The organism is Massilia psychrophila (genome assembly GCF_002760665.1).
Lineage (GTDB): Bacteria > Pseudomonadota > Gammaproteobacteria > Burkholderiales > Burkholderiaceae_D > JAFCUW01.
Genome location: NZ_PDOB01000001.1, coordinates 310,403 through 330,072 on the forward strand (window position 1 = coordinate 310,403; position 19,670 = coordinate 330,072).

Below are 19,670 nucleotides of genomic sequence, written 5' to 3' on the forward strand. Positions count from 1 at the left end.
TGTGCCGCATAGGCGGGACCGGGACTGGTTTGCGCGCAGGCAAATCTCGTGCGCAAGCGGCGCGTATTCTGGAACGTGGCCAAGCCTGCGACAAAAGCTGTTGGGAGTGCGTATTCTGTCGTAGTAGGCGACGACCCAGGCCATCACCCGCCCTGAAGGAAACCTCATGTTCAAATTCCTGTACCGTGCCGCGTTTTTGTTGATTATGGCTGCCGGAGCGCCGGTGCAAGCGGCCAGACCGGCCGCGCCGCAAGGTTCGCTCGTCATCGCCGGCGGTGCGCTGCGCGCCGACAACGCCGTGGTGTGGGAGCGCATCGTGCGCCTAGCCGGCGGCAAGGCCGCCCGCATTGCGGTGTTCGCATCGGCCTCGTCCAGCCCCGAACAGGCCGCCAGGTACAACATGGACCTGCTTCAGCGCTACGGCGCCGACGCCTTCTTCATCCCGGTCGCCGTCAAGCTGGCCGGCACCGACTACCTTGCCGCGGCCGACGACCCGGTGCTCGCCGCCAGCGTGCGCCAGGCCGGCGGCGCCTATTTTGCCGGCGGCGACCAGGGCCGCATCACGCGCGCGCTGCGCCGCCCCGACGGCAGCAATTCGCTGGTACTCGACGCGCTGTGGGACATGTACCGCCGCGGCGGCGTGATCGCCGGTTCCAGCGCCGGCGCCGCCATCATGAGCAGCACCATGTTCGCCGCGCCGAAGAACGTGCTGTCCATCCTCAAGCAAGGCGTCGCCGACGGCCACGAGATCGCCCCGGGGCTCGGCTTCATCGGCGCCGACGTCTTCGTCGACCAGCACCTGCTGGTGCGCGGGCGCTTCGCCCGCATGCTGCCGGCCATGCTCAAGAAAGGCTACAAGCTGGGCCTGGGGATCGACGAGAACACCGCCATGGTGGTGGGCCCGAACCGCGACGTCGAGGTGATCGGCTACAAGGGCGCGCTGCTGATCGACCTGGCGTCGGTCACGACCGAACCGGGCGCCTTCAACCTGGCCAACGCCAAGGTCAGCTACCTCGACAGCGGCGACCGCTTCAACATCGCCAGTGGCGTTTTCACGCCAGCGCCCGACAAGGCCGACGGCAAGCTCGATCCGGCCAGGCCGCATTACCGCGAGCCGCTGTTTAACGCCGACATCCTCGGCAACTCCGCCGTGGTCGACCTGATGGGCAAACTGATCGACAGCGACCAGCCGGAGGCCATCGGCCTCACCCTTGGCAGCCCGCGCAGCGACCAGCCCGACCTCGGCTTCGAGTTCCGCTTCAGCCGCGCGCGCGACAGCGTCGGCTACCTGTCGGCGTCGTCGGAGGCGTACTCGGTCTACAACGTGCGGCTCGACATCCGGCCAATCCGGATCCGGCTGCCGCTGTACGAGTACAAGCGGGAGGGCCGGCAGGAGAACAACACGCTGGCGCGCCAGGGCGGCGATTGAACTTCGCCGTCGTGGCCGCACGAAGGCTATGACGGCGGCCGGGATTACAATGCTCGTTCACGCATCCCATCCCCGCCAGGAGCAGCAATGCCGGTGTCACCCATCCGATTCCTCGCTTGTGCGCTGGCGCTGGCCGCCGCCGCCGCCCAGGCACTTGCCCAAGCCCCCGCCACCATCCGCGTCGACTATCTTCACAGCGGCAATGCGCTGGCCGACACCTATGCGCTCGAGCGCGTGCTGGTCGAGCCGCTGACGTGGCCGGGCAATTTGGCGCACAACGTCGACAACACCAACCGCGGCCAGAACATGGTCGAAGTGGTCGATCCCAAGACCGGCGACCTGCTGTACTCGCGCGGCTTTTCGACGATCTTCGGCGAATGGCGCAGCACCGACGAAGCGGGCAAGACCAGCCGCGGCTTCCATGAATCGGTGCGCTTCCCGGACCAAGGCAAGCCGGTGCGGGTGCGCATCCTGAAACGTGACGAGCGCAACCTGTTTTCGGTGGCGTGGAGCGTCGACGTCGATGCCGGCGCGCCGGAGGTGATTCGCAAGCAGGGACCGGCGCCGGCCCGCTTGATCCCGATCCGGGTGAACGGACCGTCGGCGCAAAAAGTCGACCTGCTCATTCTCGGCGACGGCTATACCGGCGCCGACATGAAAAAATTCGAGCTTGACGCGCGCCGCCTGACCGATTACTTGTTCAAGGTGCCGCCATTTCGTGAGCGCGCGGCCGATTTCAACGTCTGGGCGATGGCGGTGCCGACCCAGCAATCGGGCGTGTCGCGGCCGTCCACCGGCGTGCACCACGCCTCCGCGCTGGGCACCCGCTACGACATTTTCGGCAGCGAGCGCTACGTGCTGACGCTGGACAACCGCGCGCTGCGCGACATCGCCCAGTACGTCCCATACGAGTTCATCGAAATCCTGGTCAACAACGACACCTATGGCGGCGGCGGCATTTTCGGCCAGTTCAGCACCGTGGCGGCGAGCAACGACTGGGCCGATTACCTGTTCGTCCACGAATTCGGCCACCATTTCGCCGGCCTGGCCGACGAGTACTACACCTCGCCCGTCGCCTATCAGTCGAGCGCGGCGCGGCTCGAACCGTGGGAGCCGAACGTGACGGCGCTGCGCGATCCGGCCCGCCCGAAGTGGAAAAAGCACGTCGTGCCCGGCACGCCGCTGCCGACACCGTGGCCGAAGGCAGAATACGAGGCAGCTTCGCGCGCCTACCAGGCCCGCAGGACCGCGCTGCGGGCGGCAAACCGGCCGGAGTCGGAAATGAGCGCGCTGTTTCGCGAAGACCTGGCACGCACCAACGCGCTGTTTTCGACAGCGCCGCAGCGGCGCGCAATCGGTGCGTTCGAAGGCGCCAATTACGAAGCCAGCGGCTTCTACCGACCAGAGATGCAATGCATCATGTTCGACCGAAGTGAAACTTTTTGTAAGGTATGCGAGGAGGCAATCAGCGAAATTATCGACCTCTACGCCCCGCACGCGGACAAAAAACAGGCTGTTATTTCGAAATGATGAAGAAGATGCATCGTGTCAACCAATTACGAAGCTGGGCCGTTGAGGATGCAACAGCGGGCAATGTGTGTATTCGATAGCGTACAGACCCTGTTGTCAAGGTGTCATATTTTTACCTCATTCCTAGGCGCAAGTTTTGGAAGAGAAATGAAAGAAGACCACCGGATTGGCGCCTGCGAAGGCCCGGCCCACAACGTCCGAATGCTTCACTCCACTCATCATTAAAAGGAAACACCATGAATAAAGTACTCGCTGCCCTGATCGCTGGTTTGTTTGCTACTTCGGTTTATGCACAAACGCCTGCTCCAGCCGCCACCCCGGCTGTGACCAAAGCTGTCGTAAAAGGCGAAAAGGCCGTTGTGAAAGCGGAAGCTGCTGAAGCTAAAGACGTCGCCAAAGCTGACGAAAGCGTCGCCAAGGCCGCCGCCAAAGCGGACAGCAAAAAAGCCAAGGCACACGCCACGGCCGCCAAAAAGCACGCCGATGCAGCCGCCGACGTCGCCAAAGCTGCTCCAGCCGACAAGATGAAAGCGGAAGGCAAGGCTGATGCCAAAGTCGCCAAGGCCGACCTGAGCGCCGACAAGACTGTCATCAAGGCCGATGCCAAAGTCGAAAAAGCGGTTGTCGAAGCCAAAGCCGACAAAGCTGTCGCGCACAGCAAGACGGTCGAAAAGAAAGCTGAAGCAGCTGCCGACGTCAAGAAAGCAGCCGGCAAGTAATCAGCCTGCAGCACAGGGCATGAAACAAGGACAGCGCGAGCTGTCCTTGTTTCATGGGCGCGCGGTTTTCATGCATGTTCGCCGCCCTGACCGACGGGACATAGCGCGCGCTGACCGCCATCCCGGCGCCGCAGTGCAACCCGAGCAGGTAGTTGCCTTCGCCGACGACCGCCAGGCTGGCCGACGATGGTGAACTGGCGATGTGGTGCCAGCGCGTAGCGCAGGTTAATCCGGCCTGGCTCCTCGTCATCGACAATCAGTACGCGCATCGGCACCGGCTTAGCCCCGTGCGGCGAGCGGCATGCGGATCTCGACCAGGAAGCGCTCGTCCCGCAATTCGGTGCGCAGCGACGCCTGCGCGCTGGCCGGATTCGATACGCTGACCAGCATGTCGAGGTAGCTCCCTGGAGCGCCCTTGTGCACGCCGTCGGTTAGAGAGGCGCGGGGCAGGGATCTTGCAGGCGATGGGCAGGCGATTCATTGGCCGTAAGTATACCAGCGGGCGTTTTGCGACAGCGCGGCCCGGCCCGGCCCGGTCTTCGTCACGGCATACCGGCGTTTCGTCACTTTCCCGCTGTTCAAACGGCGCCGGACGCGGCACACTGCCGACTGTTGTCGATCAATTACCGAAAGCGTTCGCAATGCCACGTCTGCAGCAAGTACTATCCTGTGTATTTTTTAGTGCCCTGTGCGCCGCGGCGCTGGCGCAAGAGAGCGCGGCGCCGATGCCGTCGGTCCAGATCAGCGGCCCCGGCAGCGTGGCCTTGCGCCGCGACAGCAGCGTGGCGAAGATCGTCGTCGCGCGCGGCGACATCGTGCAGTTCGGCGACAGCAACCTGGCGGACGTACTCAAGCGCCAGCCCGGCATTTCGGTCACGGACGGCGAAGTGCGCATGCGCGGCCTCGGCGCCGGATACACGCACATCCTGATCAATGGCGACCCGGCGCCGCAAGGCTTTTCGATCGCCTCAATTTCGCCCGACATGGTCGAACGGATCGAAATACTGCGCAGCGCCACGGCCGAGCAGGGCACGCAAGCCATCGCCGGCAGCATCAACCTGGTGCTGCGCAAAGTCGTCGCCAAAGCCGCGCGGGAGGCCAAGGCCGGCGCCGCGCTCGAGCGCGGACGTACCAGCCCGACCGCGTCGCTGCAGTTTGGCGACCGTGCCGGGGCGCTGTCGTACACGTTTGGGGCGACGCTGGCAAGGAGGGCATTTGACTTTCCTCAGCAAATTGACGAAGACATGCGCGCCGCCGGCGGCGCGCCGATCGCCTTGCGCCGCTTCGACCGCTACAACCGCGGCAACGACGACCGGCTCGACCTCGCACCGCGTTTGACCTGGGCGTTTGAGAACGGCGACGCCGTGACCTGGCAAAACTTGATCGGCTTGAGCCGGGTCGACAGCCATTCCGGCGAGCGCGAGGACACGCTGTTCGGCGCGCCCAGCGCTTTCCCGGACAATCGCGCGGCGTTGCGTTCGCGCGTTTCCTCGCTGCGCAGCGACGTCGGCTGGACGCACCGCATCGGCGAAGACGGCAAACTCACTGCCAAGGCAGTGTTCAATGGCAGCCGCCGCAGGTCTGCCTATGTCTTCGACGGTGCCGGGCCGGACGGCGTGCGCGCCCTGCTGCGCGCGGTCGACTCAAGCGTGGACGAGGACAGTGTCGGCATCAGTGGCAAATTTACCGCACCGCTGGGCGCCAATCACGCGCTGGGAATCGGCTGGGATGGCGCGCTGGTGACGCGTGGCGAGGCGCGCCTGCAGACCGATAGCCGGCTGTCGCAGAGCGCCGCCGTGGTGCTGGACCAGGATTACACTGCCAGGGTGCAGCGCATGGCGCTGTTCGCGCAGGACGAGTGGCAGATGTCGCCGCAATTGCAGAGCTACCTCGGGCTGCGTTGGGAAGGCGTGCGCAGCGCCACCGACGGCAAGGACTTCGACCGGGTGGCAAATCGCTACAGCGTGTTCAGTCCATCGGCGCAGCTGTTATGGAAATTGCCGGCGCGGCCCAAGGATCAGGTGCGGCTGGCGCTGGCGCGTACCTACAAGGCGCCGCTGACGCGCTACCTGGTGCCGCGGCGCTACACGATGAACAACAATAACAGCGCGGCCAATCCCGACGAGGAAGGCAATGCCGCCTTGCGCCCGGAACTGAGCTGGGGGCTCGACCTGGCGTACGAAACATATTTCGGCGTTGGCGGCATGGCCAGCGTATCCGGATTTGCGCGGCGCATCGGCGACGTCACGCTGCGCCGCCTGTACCTGGACGGCGCGGCCTGGGTCGCGCGGCCCGAGAATGCGGGCGCGGCCAGGACGCACGGCATCGAATTGGACCTGAAGATGCCGCTGCGATGGTGGTTGCCGGCGTCGGCGCTGGAGTTGCGCGCCAACCTGACGCGCGCGTGGTCGCGCCTCGACGCGGTTGCCGGACCGTATAACCGGCTGGCCGACCAGACGCCGTTCAGCGCCAATGTAGGACTCGACTACCGTCCCGGCGGCCATTGGAGCGCCGGTTTCAACGCCACGTATCAGGGCGCGGCCACCACCACGTCCTCGATTGAAATGAGCAGCTACAGGGCAGCCCAATGCGTGCTCGATATCTACGCGGTGTGGCAAATCAATGCGCGCACGAAGTTGCGCATGAGCGCGGCCAACCTGCCGCCCCAGGATCGCCGCAGCGCCGAGTTCTATGCCAGCGCCGGTGGCAGCCTTCGCCGCACCAGCACTGCCGAAGGGGCGGCGCTGGCACGGCTGGTACTGGAGCAATCGTTCTGACCGGCCGCGTAGATCAGCCGGCGTCCGACTCGGTGGTGCGCATCGCCAGCGTTACGACCTTCACCTTCTGCACCAGCGCCTTGCCCTTCAATGCGCGCTTGCCGAAATGCGGCTCCAGGCTTGACGCGAACAGCTCGACCACGCGCGGCTTGGTGCCGGCCCAGGTGCCGATGACGTTGACGCCTTTCTGCGTGATTGGCTGAATCGCCAGCAGCTTTTCTTTCGGTTCGAGGTGCATCAGGATCACGCCCCGTCCGCCGTTGGTGAGTACCTTCATTTCATCCATGCCGAACACCAGCAACCGTCCCTTTTCGGACAGGCAGGCCACGGCGCTGGCTTTTTCGGCAACCATGCGCGGCGGCAGCGGGATGGCGCCGGCGTCGAGGGTAATGAACGATTTGCCGCCCTTGAGGCGGCTTGCCATGTCCCCTGCCTTCGAGACGAAGCCATAGCCGGTCGATGTCGCCAGCACCAGCTGGGTCTGGGCATTGCCGGCGAAATAGTGAAGAATGCGTACGGCCTGTCCTGGGGCGCCGCCTGTTATATCGACCAGCGTGGTGATCGGCACGCCGTCGCCGCGCGCGCCCGGCAGGGCCGCCACCGGCACCGAGTACACCTTGCCGTTGTCGCCGAAGCCGAGCAGGGTGTCGACGGTGCGGCATTCGAAGGCGCCGTACAGCGCGTCGCCGGCCTTGAAGGTGAACTGGGCGACGTCGTGGCCGACGCCGGTACGCGCGCGCACCCAGCCTTTTTCCGAAACGATGACGGTGACCGCTTCATCGACCACCTTCTGCTCCGACACCGCCCTTTGCGCTTCCTCGATCACGGTGCGGCGCGCATCGCCGAACGCCTTGGCGTCGGCCTCGATTTCGCGAATGATCACGCGCTTCATCGTCGACGGGTTCTCGAGGATGTCCTGCAGCGTGGCTTTTTCCTTGCGCAGTTCGGCCAGCTCCTGCTGGATCTTGATGGTTTCCAACCGCGCCAGCTGGCGCAGCCGGATCTCGAGGATGTCCTCGGCCTGGCGGTCGGACAGGCGAAATGCTTCGATCAGCGCCGCCTTCGGCTCGTCGGCCTCGCGGATGATGCGGATCACCTTGTCGATGTTGAGCAGGATCGCTTCGCGGCCCTCGAGGATGTGGATGCGGTCGTCGACCCTGGTCAGCCGGAATTCGGTGCGGCGGCGTACCGTGATGAAGCGAAATTCGATCCACTCGCGCAGGATGTCGGACAAGCCTTTCTGGCGCGGGCGGCCGTCGCCGCCGATCATCACCAGGTTGATCGAGTTGGACGACTCGAGCGAGGTATGCGCCAGCAGCATCAGCATGAACTCGCCCTGGTCCTGGTTTTTCGACTTCGGCTCGAACACCAGCCGCACGGGCGCGGCGCGGCCCGATTCGTCGCGGATCGTGTCGAGCGAGCCGAGGATGGTCTGCTTCATGGCCAGCTGTTCGGGCGAAAGCGCTTTCTTACCCATCCTGATTTTCGGGTTGGTCAGCTCTTCGATTTCTTCGAGCACCTTCTGCGACGAGGTGCCCGGCGGCAGTTCGGTGACCACCGCCTGCCACTGGCCGCGCGCCAGTTCCTCGATCTTCCAGCGCGCCCGCACCTTCATGCTGCCGCGCCCGCTCGCGTACATCTCGGCGATCTGGCCGGCCGGCGTGATGATCTGGCCGCCGCCCGGAAAGTCCGGGCCGGGGATGATCGCCATCAGTTCGGCGTGGGTCAGTTTCGGGTTGCGGATCATCGCCACCGCCGCCTGCGCCACTTCGGTCAGGTTGTGCGACGGGATCTCGGTGGCCAGTCCCACCGCGATGCCGGAGGCGCCGTTGAGCAGCACCATCGGCAGGCGCGCCGGCAGCGTTTTCGGTTCGATGGTGGAGCCGTCGTAATTCGGCTGGAAGTCGACCGTGCCTTGGCCGATCTCGTCCATCAGCAGGCGGGCGATCGGCGTCAGGCGTGCTTCGGTGTAGCGCATCGCCGCCGCGCCGTCGCCGTCGCGCGAGCCGAAATTGCCCTGGCCGTCGATCAGCGGGTAGCGCAGCGAAAAATCCTGCGCCATGCGCACCAGCGCGTCGTAGACCGACTGGTCGCCGTGCGGGTGCAGTTTGCCGAGCACGTCGCCGACTACCGCCGCCGACTTGCGCGGCTTGGCCGTCGGGCCGAGGCCAAGATCGTTCATCGCGTACAGGATGCGGCGCTGAACCGGCTTTTGGCCGTCGCACACGTCCGGCAGCGCGCGGCCCTTGACGACCGAGACGGCGTAGTCGAGGTAGGCGCGCTCGGCGAAGGTCGACAGCGTCAGCGATTCGCCGTCGTCTTCAGGTGGTGGCGGTGGCGGCGGTGCAATGTCATGCGGAGGCGGTGGCGGAGCACCGTCGCCCGGCGGCGCGGGCGGAACATCGAACAGGGTAGCTTGTGATGACATAGTTATTTCAGTTCAATTTGGGGTCAGACCCGTTTTTTATTCGGATATTTGCGTTAAGCAGTCTCAAAAAAACGGGTCTGACCCCATTATTTAACGGGTTTTTGCGTTGATCGGTTGCGAAAAAACGGGTCTGACCCCGTTGTTTTAAATATCCGCTTCCGTTTCGTTGCCGTGCTCTTCGATCCAGGCACGGCGGGCGGCGGCTTCGCCTTTGCCCATCAACATGTTGAAGCGCGCGGACGAATCGACGTGATTGAATTGGCCCAACTTTACCGGCAGCAGGCGCCGGGTGTCCGGGTTCATCGTAGTTTCCCACAGCTGCTCGGCGTTCATCTCGCCCAGACCCTTGAAGCGCGAAATGCCCCAGGCGCCTTCCTTGACGCCGTCCTTGCGCAGCTTGTCTTCGATCGCCACCAGTTCGCCGGCGTCGAGGGCGTACAGCTTCTGGATCGGCTTCTTGCCGCGCGCTGGCGCGTCGACGCGGAACAGCGGCGGGCGGGCGATGCAGATGTTGCCGTTGGCGAACAGCGCCGGAAAGTGTTTGAAAAACAAGGTGAGCAGCAGCACCTGGATGTGCGAGCCGTCTACGTCGGCGTCGGACAGGATGCAGATTTTGCCGTAGCGCAGGCCCGACAGGTCGGGCGAGTCGCCATGGCTGTGCGGGTCGACGCCGATCGCCACTGCAATGTCGTGGATCTCGTTGTTGGCGAACAGCCGGTCGCGGTCGGTTTCCCACGAGTTAAGCACCTTGCCGCGCAGCGGCAGGATCGCCTGGAATTCCTTGTCGCGCCCCATCTTGGCCGAGCCGCCGGCCGAGTCGCCCTCGACCAGGAAGATTTCGTTGCGGCCGATGTCGGACGATTCGCAGTCGGTCAGCTTGCCGGGCAGCACTGCCACGCCGGACGATTTTTTCTTCTCCACTTTTTGCAGCGAGCGCAGGCGCGACTGGGCCTGCTTGATGACCAGTTCGGCCAGCTTCTTGCCGTATTCGACGTGGTGGTTGAGCCACACTTCGAGCGGCGGCCGGGTGAAGGTCGATACCAGCCGCACGGCGTCGCGCGAATTGAGGCGTTCCTTGATCTGGCCCTGGAACTGCGGGTCAAGCACTTTTGCCGACAGCACGAACGAGACGCGCGCGAAGACGTCTTCGGGCAGCAGTTTGACGCCTTTTGGCAGCAGCGAGTGCATCTCGACGAAGTTTTTTACCGCGCCGAACAGGCCGTCGCGCAGGCCCGATTCGTGGGTGCCGCCGTTCGACGTCGGGATCAGGTTGACGTAGGATTCGCGCACCACGCCGCCTTCCTCGGTCCAGGCCACCACCCAGGCCGCGCCTTCGCCTTCGGCAAAGCCGTCCGTTTCGCCGGTCGAATACTGCGCCCCTTCGAACACCGGGATCACGGTGTCGCCGCTTGAGCTTTGCGCCAGCATCTCGTTGAGGTAGCCGCGCAGGCCTTCGTCGTACTTCCAGGTCTGGACGTCGCCGCTTTTGGCGGTGGTGAGGGTGACGGTCACGCCCGGCAGCAGCACCGCTTTCGAACGCAGCAGGCGCGCCAGCTCGAGCGGCGAGATGGTCGGCGAATCGAAATACTTCGGGTTCGGCCAGGCGGTGACGCGGGTGCCGGACTTCTTGCCGTCGCGCGGGGCCAGGCGCGAGTTGAGCGGCTCGATCACGTCGCCGTCGGCGAACACCATGTGGTGCAGGCCGTTGCCGTTGCTTTCCTTGCGCCAGACGGTGATTTCGAGGCGCGACGACAGCGCGTTGGTGACGGACACGCCGACGCCGTGCAGGCCGCCGGAAAACGCGTAGGCGCCGCCCGAGCCCTTGTCGAACTTGCCGCCGGCGTGCAGCCGGGTGAACACGATTTCGACCGTCGGCACTTGCTCTTCCGGATGCAGGCCGACCGGGATGCCGCGGCCGTCGTCTTCCACCGTGATCGAGCCGTCGACGTTGATCGTCACGCCGATGTGGTTGCAGTGCCCGCCAAGCGCTTCGTCGGAGGCGTTGTCGATCACTTCCTGGATGATGTGCAGAGGATTCTCGGTGCGGGTGTACATGCCCGGGCGTTGCTTGACGGGCTCGAGTCCCTTGAGGACGCGGATCGATGATTCGCTATAGTCGGATGCGGGTTTTTTAGTGGCCATACTGGTTTTCAATGAGCGGATGCCTGGGCATTCTATCTTGTCGGACGGAAAAGGAAGCGGTTTGCAGAGAATGATTCTGCTTGCAAATGGCCGCTTTTGTCGCTAGATTCTCACGGTGGGCTGGCGTTAAGCGCCGGCGCAACGTCTTCCGGTGTCAAAAATGCATTCTCAAAAATATCCTTTTGCGGTACGCCTGATCGGCTTTGTCGCGGCAGAAGCGGCCGAGGTCTGCGCCACGCTGGCGCTGGCGCCGCCGGCCGGACCGTCGTATTTTTGCCTGCTGGACGACAGTTTGCAAGAGCCGGATCTGTATATCGCCAATGGCAACGACTTGCTGGCGATGGCCACGCTGGCCGGCGTCAACCCGACCGATGTCGCCCCGGCCCTGTTGATCGGCAACGCCGCCGCGCCAGCATTTCCCTTCCCGCACCTGCTGCGTACGGTTGATACGGGAGCGTTGGATGCGCGCCGCATGCACCACTTGCTGGCCGGGCTGATCGGCAAGCGGGCGCAGGCGCTGGCGCTGCTGAGCGCGCGCGGGGTGGCGCCGATGATCGAGCGGCGCCGTCATCCGCGCGTCGACCTCGATGTCGGCGATCCGCTGCTGTACCAGCAGCGCCGCCAGGAGAGCCCGTGCGGCGCCATCCTGATCGTCGACAAGGGCGGCGCCTTTCGCGATCACGTTGCCGAGGTGTTCGGCGCGCGCCGCCTGTCGGTCGAATGGACCGACAGCGCCGGCGCCGCCGTGCTGCTGTGCGACGAGACGGCGGTGTCGGTACTGATGATTAACACCTCGACGCCCCGGATCGACCCTTACCGGCTGTGCGCCGACGTCAAATGCCTGCCGGCGGCCCACCGCACCGCGGTGATGTTCCTGGTCGGCCCTAATTTCAGCTATGACGCGCCGCGCGGGCGCAAGGTCGGCGTGCGCGGCGTGCTCGACAAGCCAGTGGCCGACCGCCACCTGTACTCGGCGATCAAGAGGCTGATGTCGCTGCCGTGAAGCCGGGCAAGCGACCGGCGCCCGATGCGTCGTCCGATCCGTTACGCCATTGTTACAAATTTTAATCGTGCGCGGGCATTGCCGAGCTATATTGCAGTCACGCTGGATATAGACAAGCCCATATCGCCAGGCGCCGAGCGCCGTGCCGCGACGCCCGGGCAGGACGGACCCGACCGCGTACCCGACCGCCGCGCCCTGCGCGATCGCTTCAGCCGCGATTTTATGCGCCGCACCCTCAAGATCGGCGTATCGGCGCGCATCTTCCATCCCGCAGCCGGCTCGGTCGGCCTGCGCTCGAAAAATCTGCAATACCTCGAAGAATCGATCGCCTAATGGGTCATGTCGCGCGACGTGCTGGTGTTCATGGTGCCGACGGTGAACACCAACGGCTTACTGCATCCCAGCAATATCACCTTGCGCCACTACGCCCGCCATCTCGACGGCCTGGTGCTGCAAGGCGGTGCCGACGTCTCGCCGCAGACGTATTCGGAGGCGGCCACCCGGCCCGAATGGGGCGGCGACCGCGCGCGCGACCTGTACGAACTCGAACTGCTGCACGAATTTGTCGATGCCGGCAAGCCGGTGCTGGGGATTTGCCGCGGCTGCCAGCTGATCAACGTGGCCTTTGGCGGCAGCCTGTACCAGGACGTCGCCAGCAACCTGCCCGACGCGCTGGCGCACGGGCATACCGATTACGACACCCACCGCCACGCCATCGTGTTCCCGCCCGGTTCGTCGCTGGGCAAAATGTTTCAGAACCAGCGCAGGCCGGTCGTCAATTCGATCCACCACCACGCGGTCAAGGAACTCGGGCGCGATATCGGCATCGAGGCGATGTCGGACCCGGACGGCGTCATCGAGGCGATCCGCTACCAGCGCGCCGACTTCGTCATGGGGCTGCAATGGCATCCCGAATTTCACCGCGCCGGCGGCCAAGATTTGCTCGACTGCACCCCGATCCTCGACGAATTCTTGCGCGCCGCCCGCGATACCCGATTTTAACCCCAGGGGTCAGTTCCGACATTCGGACACGGCCTCTGCCTTAACCATGAGTCAACAGCGTTAGTGCCGAGCTCGTGTCCGAATGTCAGAACTGACCCCGGAGGCTGACCCTTAACCATGAGCCAACAGCGTTAGTGCCGAGCTCGTGTCCGAATGTCGGAACTGACCCCCGAGGTTGTGCGCGTGTCCGAATGTCGGAACTGACCCCGGAGGTTGTGCGCGAGGATGACGGTCTTGCTTCTAGCGACATTGAATCGCGGCGCGATCGTGATAGCAGTCAATACGCTACTTGCTCAACAACCGCATGCCCCGTTCCAACCCGTCGATCGTCAGCGGAAACATGCGGTTGTTCATGATCTGCTTGATTACCGAGATCGACTGGCGGTATTGCCAGACGCCCTCCGGCTCCGGGTTGAGCCAGACGAATTTGGGGAAGGCGTGGCAGAAGCGCGCCAGCCATTCGGCGCCGGCTTCTTCGTTGTTGTATTCGACCGAGCCGCCCGGCTGCAGCACTTCGTACGGGCTCATGGTGGCGTCGCCGACGAAAATGAGCTTGGTGTCGGCCGGGTACTTGCGCAGGATGTCCCAGGTCGGGAAGCGCTCGGCGTTGCGGCGCCGGTTGTTCTTCCACAGGTAATCGTAGACGCAGTTGTGGAAGTAGAAAAACTCCATGTTCTTGAATTCGGTCTTGGCAGCCGAAAACAGTTCTTCGGTGCGGGCGATATGGTCGTCCATGCTGCCGCCGACGTCGAGCAGCATCAGCACCTTGATCTTGTTCTTGCGCTCGGGCTGCATTTTGATGTCGAGGTAGCCGGCGTTGCTGGCGGTGGCGCGGATGGTGGCGTCCAGCGCCAGTTCGTCCTCGGCGCCTTCGCGGGCGAACTTGCGCAGGCGCCGCAGCGCCACCTTGATGTTGCGCGTGCCCAGTTCGCGCTCGGCGTCGTAATCCTTGAAGGCGCGCTGTTCCCACACCTTGACCGCGGTGCGGTTGCCGCCGGCGCCGCCGATGCGGATGCCTTCCGGATTGGTGCCGCCGTTGCCGAATGGCGAGGTGCCGCCGGTGCCGATCCACTTGCCGCCGCCTTCGTGGCGCTCCTTCTGTTCCTTCAGCAGTTCGGTCAAACGGTCCATCAGCTTGTCGTAGCCGAATTTTTCCAGCGCCGCTTTTTGCTCGGGAGTCAGCTCGCGCGCCATCCGCTTGAGCAGCCAGTCGAGCGGGATGGCCGAATCGGTTTCGAAGGCGCCATTGATACCTTTGAAATACTGGGCGAAGGCGCGGTCGAACTTGTCGTAGTGCGCTTCGTCCTTGACCATCGCCAGCCGCGCCAAAAAGTAAAAGTCGTCCATCGACTGGCCGATCAGGTTCTTTTCCATCGCCTCGAGCAGGGTCAGGAATTCCTTGATGGTCACCGGGATCTTCGCATCCTTGAGCGTGAAGAAAAAATCGATCAACATAAAAAATTAGCGCATTTCGCGTGAGGTTGCAGGCGGTCGTGCAGGGCCGGTTCGATGCCGGGCCATGCGGTTCAAGGCGTGTGCCGCTAGCGGTTGGTGCGCGACATGTAGACCAGGCGTTCGAACAGGTGCACGTCCTGCTCGTTCTTGAGCAGCGCGCCGTGCAGCGGCGGCACCACGCTCTTGGTGTCTTTGCCGCGCAGCGCTTCCGGGCCGATGTCTTCGGCCAGCAGCAGCTTGAGCCAGTCGAGAAATTCGGAGGTCGACGGCTTCTTTTTAAGGCCCGGCACGTCGCGCACCTCATAAAAGCTTTGCAAGGCCTGCGCCAGCAAATCCTGCTTCAGGGTCGGGTAGTGCACCTTGACGATCTGCTCCATCGTGTCCTTGTCGGGGAACTTGATGTAATGGAAGAAGCAGCGGCGCAGGAAGGCATCCGGCAGCTCTTTCTCGTTGTTCGACGTGATGATGACGAGCGGACGGTGCACCGCGGTGACCATTTCGCGCGTCTCGTAGACATAGAATTCCATGCGGTCGAGTTCGCGCAGCAGGTCGTTCGGGAACTCGATGTCGGCCTTGTCGATCTCGTCGATCAGCAGCACCACCGGCTCGGGCGCGGTGAAGGCTTGCCACAACACGCCCTTGACGATGTAGTTGCTAATGTCGCGCACCCGCTCGTCGCCGAGCTGGGAATCGCGCAGGCGCGACACGGCGTCGTACTCGTACAGGCCCTGCTGCGCCTTGGTGGTCGACTTGATGTGCCACTGCATCAGCGGCATGTCGAGGGCGGCGGCCACTTCCTCGGCCAGCATGGTCTTGCCGGTACCCGGCTCGCCCTTGATCAGCAGCGGGCGCTGCAGGGTCAGTGCCGCGTTGACGGCCAGTTTCAGGTCGGCCGTGGCGACATAACTGTCGGAACCCTCGAAGCGGGGTGCCGGCGCATGAGGTGAATGCGGGTTTGAATGCATGGGTCTGATGGCTGGAAAAAATGAAATTATTTTAGTATATGCCAGTTGGGCGCCATCGACGGGTGCGTGCGGCGAATCTGGACTGCATTGGCGGCTTGGGTTAGAATCGCAAGCTAATGATGCAACTTGTAATTTATGCACGGCCGGCCCTGATAATCACCTCACCATCGCAACCATGAAAAAAATCTACGCACTTCTCGTGCTCGCCGGCGTCTTCAATGCCGCCGCGGCGGCAGACATCGTTGGAAACCCCAAGGCTGCAGCCGCCAAGGTGGAGCAGTGCATCGGCTGCCACGGCATCTCCGGCTACAAAGGGACTTTCCCGGAAGTGTACCGGGTGCCGATGATCGCGGGGCAATCCGCCAAGTACCTGGAAAGTGCGTTGAACGCCTATAAAAAGGGTGACCGCAAGCACCCGACGATGCGCGGCATCGCCGCCAGCATGTCGGACCAGGACATCGCCGACGTTTCAGCGTATTACGCGCAAATGTCACCGGCCACCGTGCAGAAATAAGGACCGCCTCATGAAAAAACTGATTACCTTGCTCGCTTGCGGCGTCGTTTCGATTAACGCTTTCGCCGCCGGCAGCATTGCCAGCGGCGAAGCGCTGGCCAAGAAATACAGCTGCGCGGCCTGCCACGGCGCTGATTACAACAAGCCGATCGACCCGAGCTATCCGAAGCTCGCCGGCCAGTATGCCGACTATCTCGCGCACGCACTGGTGGCGTACAAGCGCGGCGATGGCCCGTACGGGCGCAACAACGCGATCATGGGCGGCCAAGTCAAGCCGCTGTCGGACAAGGACATCGTCGACATCGCCGCCTACCTTGGCAGCCTGCCAGCCGGCATGACGGTCGGCCGCCGCTGACCTTGTATGCCGCCGTCCGCTGACGGCACGCGATTTCCATAAAAATCCTCTTGCACCGGCGCTGTCGGTGCAAGAGGTTTTTTTTCAGCGAGCCTGATCACCGTGACCACGACCATCCTCTCTTTGATGTTTTTGCTCGCAATCGGCCAGGGATTGTTCCTGGCCGCGGCGCTGCTGAGCGCGCGCCAGGGCGAAGTGAAGGCTGCCAACCGGCTGCTGTCGGCGCTGCTGCTGGCGTGCACCGCCATCATCGGCCACGCCTGGCTCGGCCTCCACCACCTGTACCTGGCCTATCCGCACAGCGCGCTGGCAATCGCCACGCTTGGCCTGTTGGTCGGGCCGCTGCTGTACCTGTATTTGGGCAGCATGCTGTTCAAGCGCCCGCTCACCTTGCGCGCCAGCCTGCACTTCCTGCCGTTTTTGCTCGCCACGCTGGCGTTGCTGCCGTTTTACCTGCAGCCGGGCGCCGCCAAGGCCGCGTGGATGTTGCGCCATTCGGCTCCGCCGTGGTACCTGCTGCTGGCGGCGCCGGCCAAGATGGTGGTGTTTTTCACTTATATAGTCGTCTGCTTTCGGCTGGTCGGGCGCGCCCGGCCCGGCGCGCTGGCCGCCGGGCTGGCCCGGCTAATGCAGGTCTGGCTGGTTGGCGGCGTGTTGAGCGTCGCCGCGCTGCTGGCGGAGTACCTGGAGCCGGATTTGCCGGTGTCGGCCGATGCGATCGGCGCCCTCGGCCTGATGTGCTTTGTGTACGCCACCGCCTGGCTGGCGCTGCGGCTGCCGCTCGGCTACCGGCCGCAGGCCGAGCCAGCCCTGGCGCCGCTGCCGCTGTCGCTGCCATCAAAACCCCGTTACGCCAGCAGCCGGCTGCTCAATGCCGACCGCGCCCGCTTCCTGGCATCGCTCGAGCGTTGCATGGACGACGACGAGCTGTACCGGAATGGCGAACTGACGCTCGAGCAACTTGCCGACCAGGTCGCCGTGACGCCGCACGAATTGTCCCAGCTGATCAATGAGGAATGCGGCGCCAATTTCCAGGAATACCTGAATCGCTACCGGGTCGACGCGCTCAAGGCGACGTTGCGCGACCCGCGCCATGCCGGCGCCACCATCCTCGAACTGGCCTTGGGCGCCGGTTTCAACAGCAAGAGCGCGCTCAACCGGGTGTTCAAAAAGCATGCCGGCGTGACGCCGAGCGAGTTTCGCGGCGGTTCAGAGGAGTCAACGGAGTCCCAAATCATCATGTGAGGCGCTGCGCCCCCGGTTTGGCGTGACACTGGGCCGGTTTTCCACCCATATCAGAGTCGGAGTCGCCATGAAACTGCTGTTTGCCTGTCTGTTTTCAACAACGTTGTCGCTGTTGTCTTGTCTGCCTGCCTTCGCCTCCGGCGCCATCTGGATCACCAACGTCAAGCTGGTGTCGCCCGAACGGCTCGACCGGATCGAGCGCGGCAGCGTCCTGATCGAGGACGGCCGCATCGCCGCCGTCGAACGCGGCGCCCGCGCCCGCAAGCCGGCCGGCGCCACCCTGGTCGACGGCAAAGGCTACTTCCTTACCCCCGGCCTGATCGATTCCCACGTCCACCTGCACGCCGTGCCGGGCATGAGCGCGGAGCAGGCGGCGGCGCAGCCGTTGATGCAGCAGCAGTATTTCCGCCAGCTACCGCGCTCTTTCCTGTATTACGGTTTCACCACCGTGATCGACCTGGCGCTGGCCGACCGTGGCGTGATCGACCGCTTCAACCAGGCTCCGCTGCATCCGCAAGTGGTCCATTGCGGCGAGCCGCTGGTGTTCGCCAACGGCTATCCGATGTCGTTTGCGGCGCCAAAGGTGCGCTTCGAGACGTTCAACAACTTCATTTACGACCCTAAACAGGCGGCGTCGATCCCGTCGCAGTACCGTCCCGAAGCGCATACGCCGGAGGCCGGCGTGGCCCGCGTCAAGCGCGCCGGCGGCATCTGCGTCAAGACCCACATCGAGCACGGCTTCGGCCGCGAACGCAACCTGCCGATGATGGGACCGGCCGTCTTTGCGCAAGTGCGGGCGGCGGCCACCGACCACGGCCTGGTGCTGGTGACGCATGCCAATTCGTTCAAGACGCAAACGGCGGCCGTCGCCGCCGGCGCCGACGTGCTGGCGCATGGCATGTGGCACTGGGGCGCGCTGGATAATGAGGCCGAATTGCCGGCCCAGATCAAGACGCTGCTCGACGACATCGCCGCCAAGGGCATCGGCTACCAGCCGACCATGCAGGTGCTGTACGGGCTGCGGGCGTATTTCGATCCCGCGTATCTGAACGACCCGGGCGTTGCCAAGGTGGTGCCGAAGGCGATGCTGGCCTGGTTCCAAAGCGCCGAAGGCAAGTGGTTCAAGGAGGAACTGGCAGGCGATGGCGAGATTGATGCCGTGGCGTTGAAAGGGATGGAAGCGCCGCTGCGCCGCCAGGCCCAGGTGATCGCCTACCTGGCCAGCAAGAACGCCAATATCGTCGTTGCCACCGACACCCCGTCGTCGCCTACCTTCGGCAACCTGCCTGGATTGAACGGCAACCTCGAGCTACGCCGGATGCACGCGGCCGGCATGTCGCTGGCCCAGGTTTTCAAGGCGGCCACGATCAACAACGCGCGCACCTTCAAGCTCGACGCGCAGGTGGCAACGATCGAAAAGGGAAAGAACGCCGACCTGTTGTTAATGCGCACCTCGCCGCTGAAGGACATCGCCGCCTACGACAGCGTCGTCACGCTGTGGGTGGGCGGCAAGCAGGTCGCGCGCGCACAGTTGGCCGCGGGCGAATAGCCGCGCGATTGATATTGGCTCAGCGCTTGTGCACGCACTCGACGTAGGCGTCGGCGTCCGGCGGCAGGCCGGCGCGCTGGGAGGTCCAGATCATCTCGCCCAGGCACTCCATGATCTGGTGATGCGCGTCGTGCTGGCCGAGGCGGGCGGTGAGGGCGTTGCAGGCGTCGCGGATGCCGCGTGGCTGGTCGACCGAGACTTGCTCGGCAATCGACAGGTGCATCGACAGGTGCAGGAAGGGGTTCGCTTCGCCGCCTTCGACCGAATAATTGCGCGCCAGCGCGGCGTCGACGTCGGTGAGCACATCGGCGTATTCGGGATGCTCGGCGATCCAGTCGACGGCAATCGCGTCCATCGGGCTGAGGATGTCGCCGGCGCGCTGTTTGCGGAACGCTTCGCAGAAAAAACGGCGGACGTCGTCGGAGGATGGTGTGAACATGGCAATATGGGCGGCAATGATGGCGGTAGATGGGCAACCACCATTGTAAGCGCTATTGTAAATTTCAAGTCTCGGCCAGATGCTGGCGAGACACCTGGCAAGAAATTGACGTCGCCCG

16 protein-coding genes and 1 pseudogene are annotated in these 19,670 nt (G+C 64.1%); 10 read left to right on the plus strand and 7 right to left on the minus strand.

Going from position 1 to position 19,670, the window contains the following annotated elements; translation table 11 throughout:
- The first annotated feature begins 166 nt into the window (after positions 1 to 166).
- The 3 genes from CR103_RS01490 (at position 167) to CR103_RS01500 (ending at position 3,678) form a co-directional block, all read left to right on the plus strand.
- Complete coding sequence (locus CR103_RS01490) at positions 167 to 1,429, plus strand: cyanophycinase (protein ID WP_180279238.1); 1,263 nt, start codon at positions 167 to 169, stop codon at positions 1,427 to 1,429.
- 87 nt (positions 1,430 to 1,516) lie between these two features.
- Positions 1,517 to 2,959: an IgA Peptidase M64 gene (locus CR103_RS01495; protein ID WP_099914213.1), complete on the plus strand. Its 1,443-nt coding sequence runs from the start codon at positions 1,517 to 1,519 to the stop codon at positions 2,957 to 2,959.
- Positions 2,960 to 3,195: 236 nt separating this feature from the next.
- Positions 3,196 to 3,678 carry a hypothetical protein gene (locus CR103_RS01500; protein ID WP_099914214.1) on the plus strand — a complete coding sequence of 161 codons (483 nt, stop codon included), beginning with the start codon at positions 3,196 to 3,198 and terminating at the stop codon, positions 3,676 to 3,678.
- On the opposite strand, the gene CR103_RS22390 is transcribed toward CR103_RS01500, so the two are convergent.
- Together CR103_RS22390 and CR103_RS22395 are read right to left on the minus strand one after the other, a co-directional pair.
- On the minus strand, positions 3,656 to 3,928 hold the full coding sequence (locus CR103_RS22390; RefSeq protein ID WP_180279239.1) for a hypothetical protein: 273 nt from the start codon (positions 3,926 to 3,928) through the stop codon (positions 3,656 to 3,658). The two genes, CR103_RS01500 and CR103_RS22390, sit on opposite strands and share 23 nt — an antisense overlap.
- Before the next feature lie 29 nt (positions 3,929 to 3,957).
- Positions 3,958 to 4,101: a hypothetical protein gene (locus CR103_RS22395; RefSeq protein WP_180279240.1), complete on the minus strand. Its 144-nt coding sequence runs from the start codon at positions 4,099 to 4,101 to the stop codon at positions 3,958 to 3,960.
- A 218-nt stretch (positions 4,102 to 4,319) separates the two neighbouring features.
- On the opposite strand from CR103_RS22395, the gene CR103_RS01510 reads away from it, so the two are divergent.
- Positions 4,320 to 6,455 carry a TonB-dependent receptor plug domain-containing protein gene (locus CR103_RS01510; RefSeq protein WP_229442597.1) on the plus strand — a complete coding sequence of 712 codons (2,136 nt, stop codon included), beginning with the start codon at positions 4,320 to 4,322 and terminating at the stop codon, positions 6,453 to 6,455.
- Between the two features lie 13 nt (positions 6,456 to 6,468).
- Here CR103_RS01510 and parC read toward each other — a convergent pair whose 3' ends face one another.
- Both parC and CR103_RS01520 read right to left on the minus strand, forming a co-directional pair.
- Positions 6,469 to 8,883, minus strand: a complete 2,415-nt coding sequence (gene parC, locus CR103_RS01515) for a DNA topoisomerase IV subunit A (protein ID WP_099914215.1) — start codon at positions 8,881 to 8,883, stop codon at positions 6,469 to 6,471.
- 144 nt (positions 8,884 to 9,027) lie between these two features.
- Complete coding sequence (locus tag CR103_RS01520; protein ID WP_099914216.1) at positions 9,028 to 11,025, minus strand: DNA topoisomerase IV subunit B; 1,998 nt, start codon at positions 11,023 to 11,025, stop codon at positions 9,028 to 9,030.
- Between the two features lie 160 nt (positions 11,026 to 11,185).
- Between CR103_RS01520 and CR103_RS01525 the strand changes: the two genes are divergently transcribed.
- The gene (locus CR103_RS01525; protein ID WP_099914217.1) at positions 11,186 to 12,028 is read left to right on the plus strand and encodes a response regulator; all 843 of its coding nucleotides are present in this window, start codon (positions 11,186 to 11,188) and stop codon (positions 12,026 to 12,028) included.
- A gap of 24 nt (positions 12,029 to 12,052) precedes the next feature.
- Positions 12,053 to 13,030 (plus strand): annotated as a pseudogene (locus tag CR103_RS01530) (gamma-glutamyl-gamma-aminobutyrate hydrolase family protein).
- A 285-nt stretch (positions 13,031 to 13,315) separates the two neighbouring features.
- Here the strand turns inward: CR103_RS01530 and CR103_RS01535 are convergent.
- Positions 13,316 to 14,485 carry a vWA domain-containing protein gene (locus CR103_RS01535; RefSeq protein WP_099914218.1) on the minus strand — a complete coding sequence of 390 codons (1,170 nt, stop codon included), beginning with the start codon at positions 14,483 to 14,485 and terminating at the stop codon, positions 13,316 to 13,318.
- 86 nt (positions 14,486 to 14,571) lie between these two features.
- The gene (locus CR103_RS01540) at positions 14,572 to 15,450 is read right to left on the minus strand and encodes an AAA family ATPase (RefSeq protein ID WP_099914219.1); all 879 of its coding nucleotides are present in this window, start codon (positions 15,448 to 15,450) and stop codon (positions 14,572 to 14,574) included.
- Positions 15,451 to 15,625: 175 nt separating this feature from the next.
- On the opposite strand from CR103_RS01540, the gene CR103_RS01545 reads away from it, so the two are divergent.
- The 4 genes from CR103_RS01545 (at position 15,626) to CR103_RS01560 (ending at position 19,113) form a co-directional block, all read left to right on the plus strand.
- Positions 15,626 to 15,964 (plus strand): c-type cytochrome, encoded by a 339-nt coding sequence (locus CR103_RS01545; RefSeq protein ID WP_099914220.1) that lies wholly within the window; start codon positions 15,626 to 15,628, stop codon positions 15,962 to 15,964.
- Between the two features lie 10 nt (positions 15,965 to 15,974).
- Positions 15,975 to 16,319 carry a c-type cytochrome gene (locus CR103_RS01550; RefSeq protein WP_099914221.1) on the plus strand — a complete coding sequence of 115 codons (345 nt, stop codon included), beginning with the start codon at positions 15,975 to 15,977 and terminating at the stop codon, positions 16,317 to 16,319.
- Positions 16,320 to 16,421: 102 nt separating this feature from the next.
- The gene (locus CR103_RS01555) at positions 16,422 to 17,564 is read left to right on the plus strand and encodes a helix-turn-helix domain-containing protein (protein ID WP_099914222.1); all 1,143 of its coding nucleotides are present in this window, start codon (positions 16,422 to 16,424) and stop codon (positions 17,562 to 17,564) included.
- Positions 17,565 to 17,631: 67 nt separating this feature from the next.
- The gene (locus CR103_RS01560; RefSeq protein ID WP_099914223.1) at positions 17,632 to 19,113 is read left to right on the plus strand and encodes an amidohydrolase family protein; all 1,482 of its coding nucleotides are present in this window, start codon (positions 17,632 to 17,634) and stop codon (positions 19,111 to 19,113) included.
- 19 nt (positions 19,114 to 19,132) lie between these two features.
- On the opposite strand, the gene CR103_RS01565 is transcribed toward CR103_RS01560, so the two are convergent.
- Complete coding sequence (locus CR103_RS01565) at positions 19,133 to 19,552, minus strand: DUF1841 family protein (protein ID WP_099914224.1); 420 nt, start codon at positions 19,550 to 19,552, stop codon at positions 19,133 to 19,135.
- Positions 19,553 to 19,670: the final 118 nt, after the last annotated feature.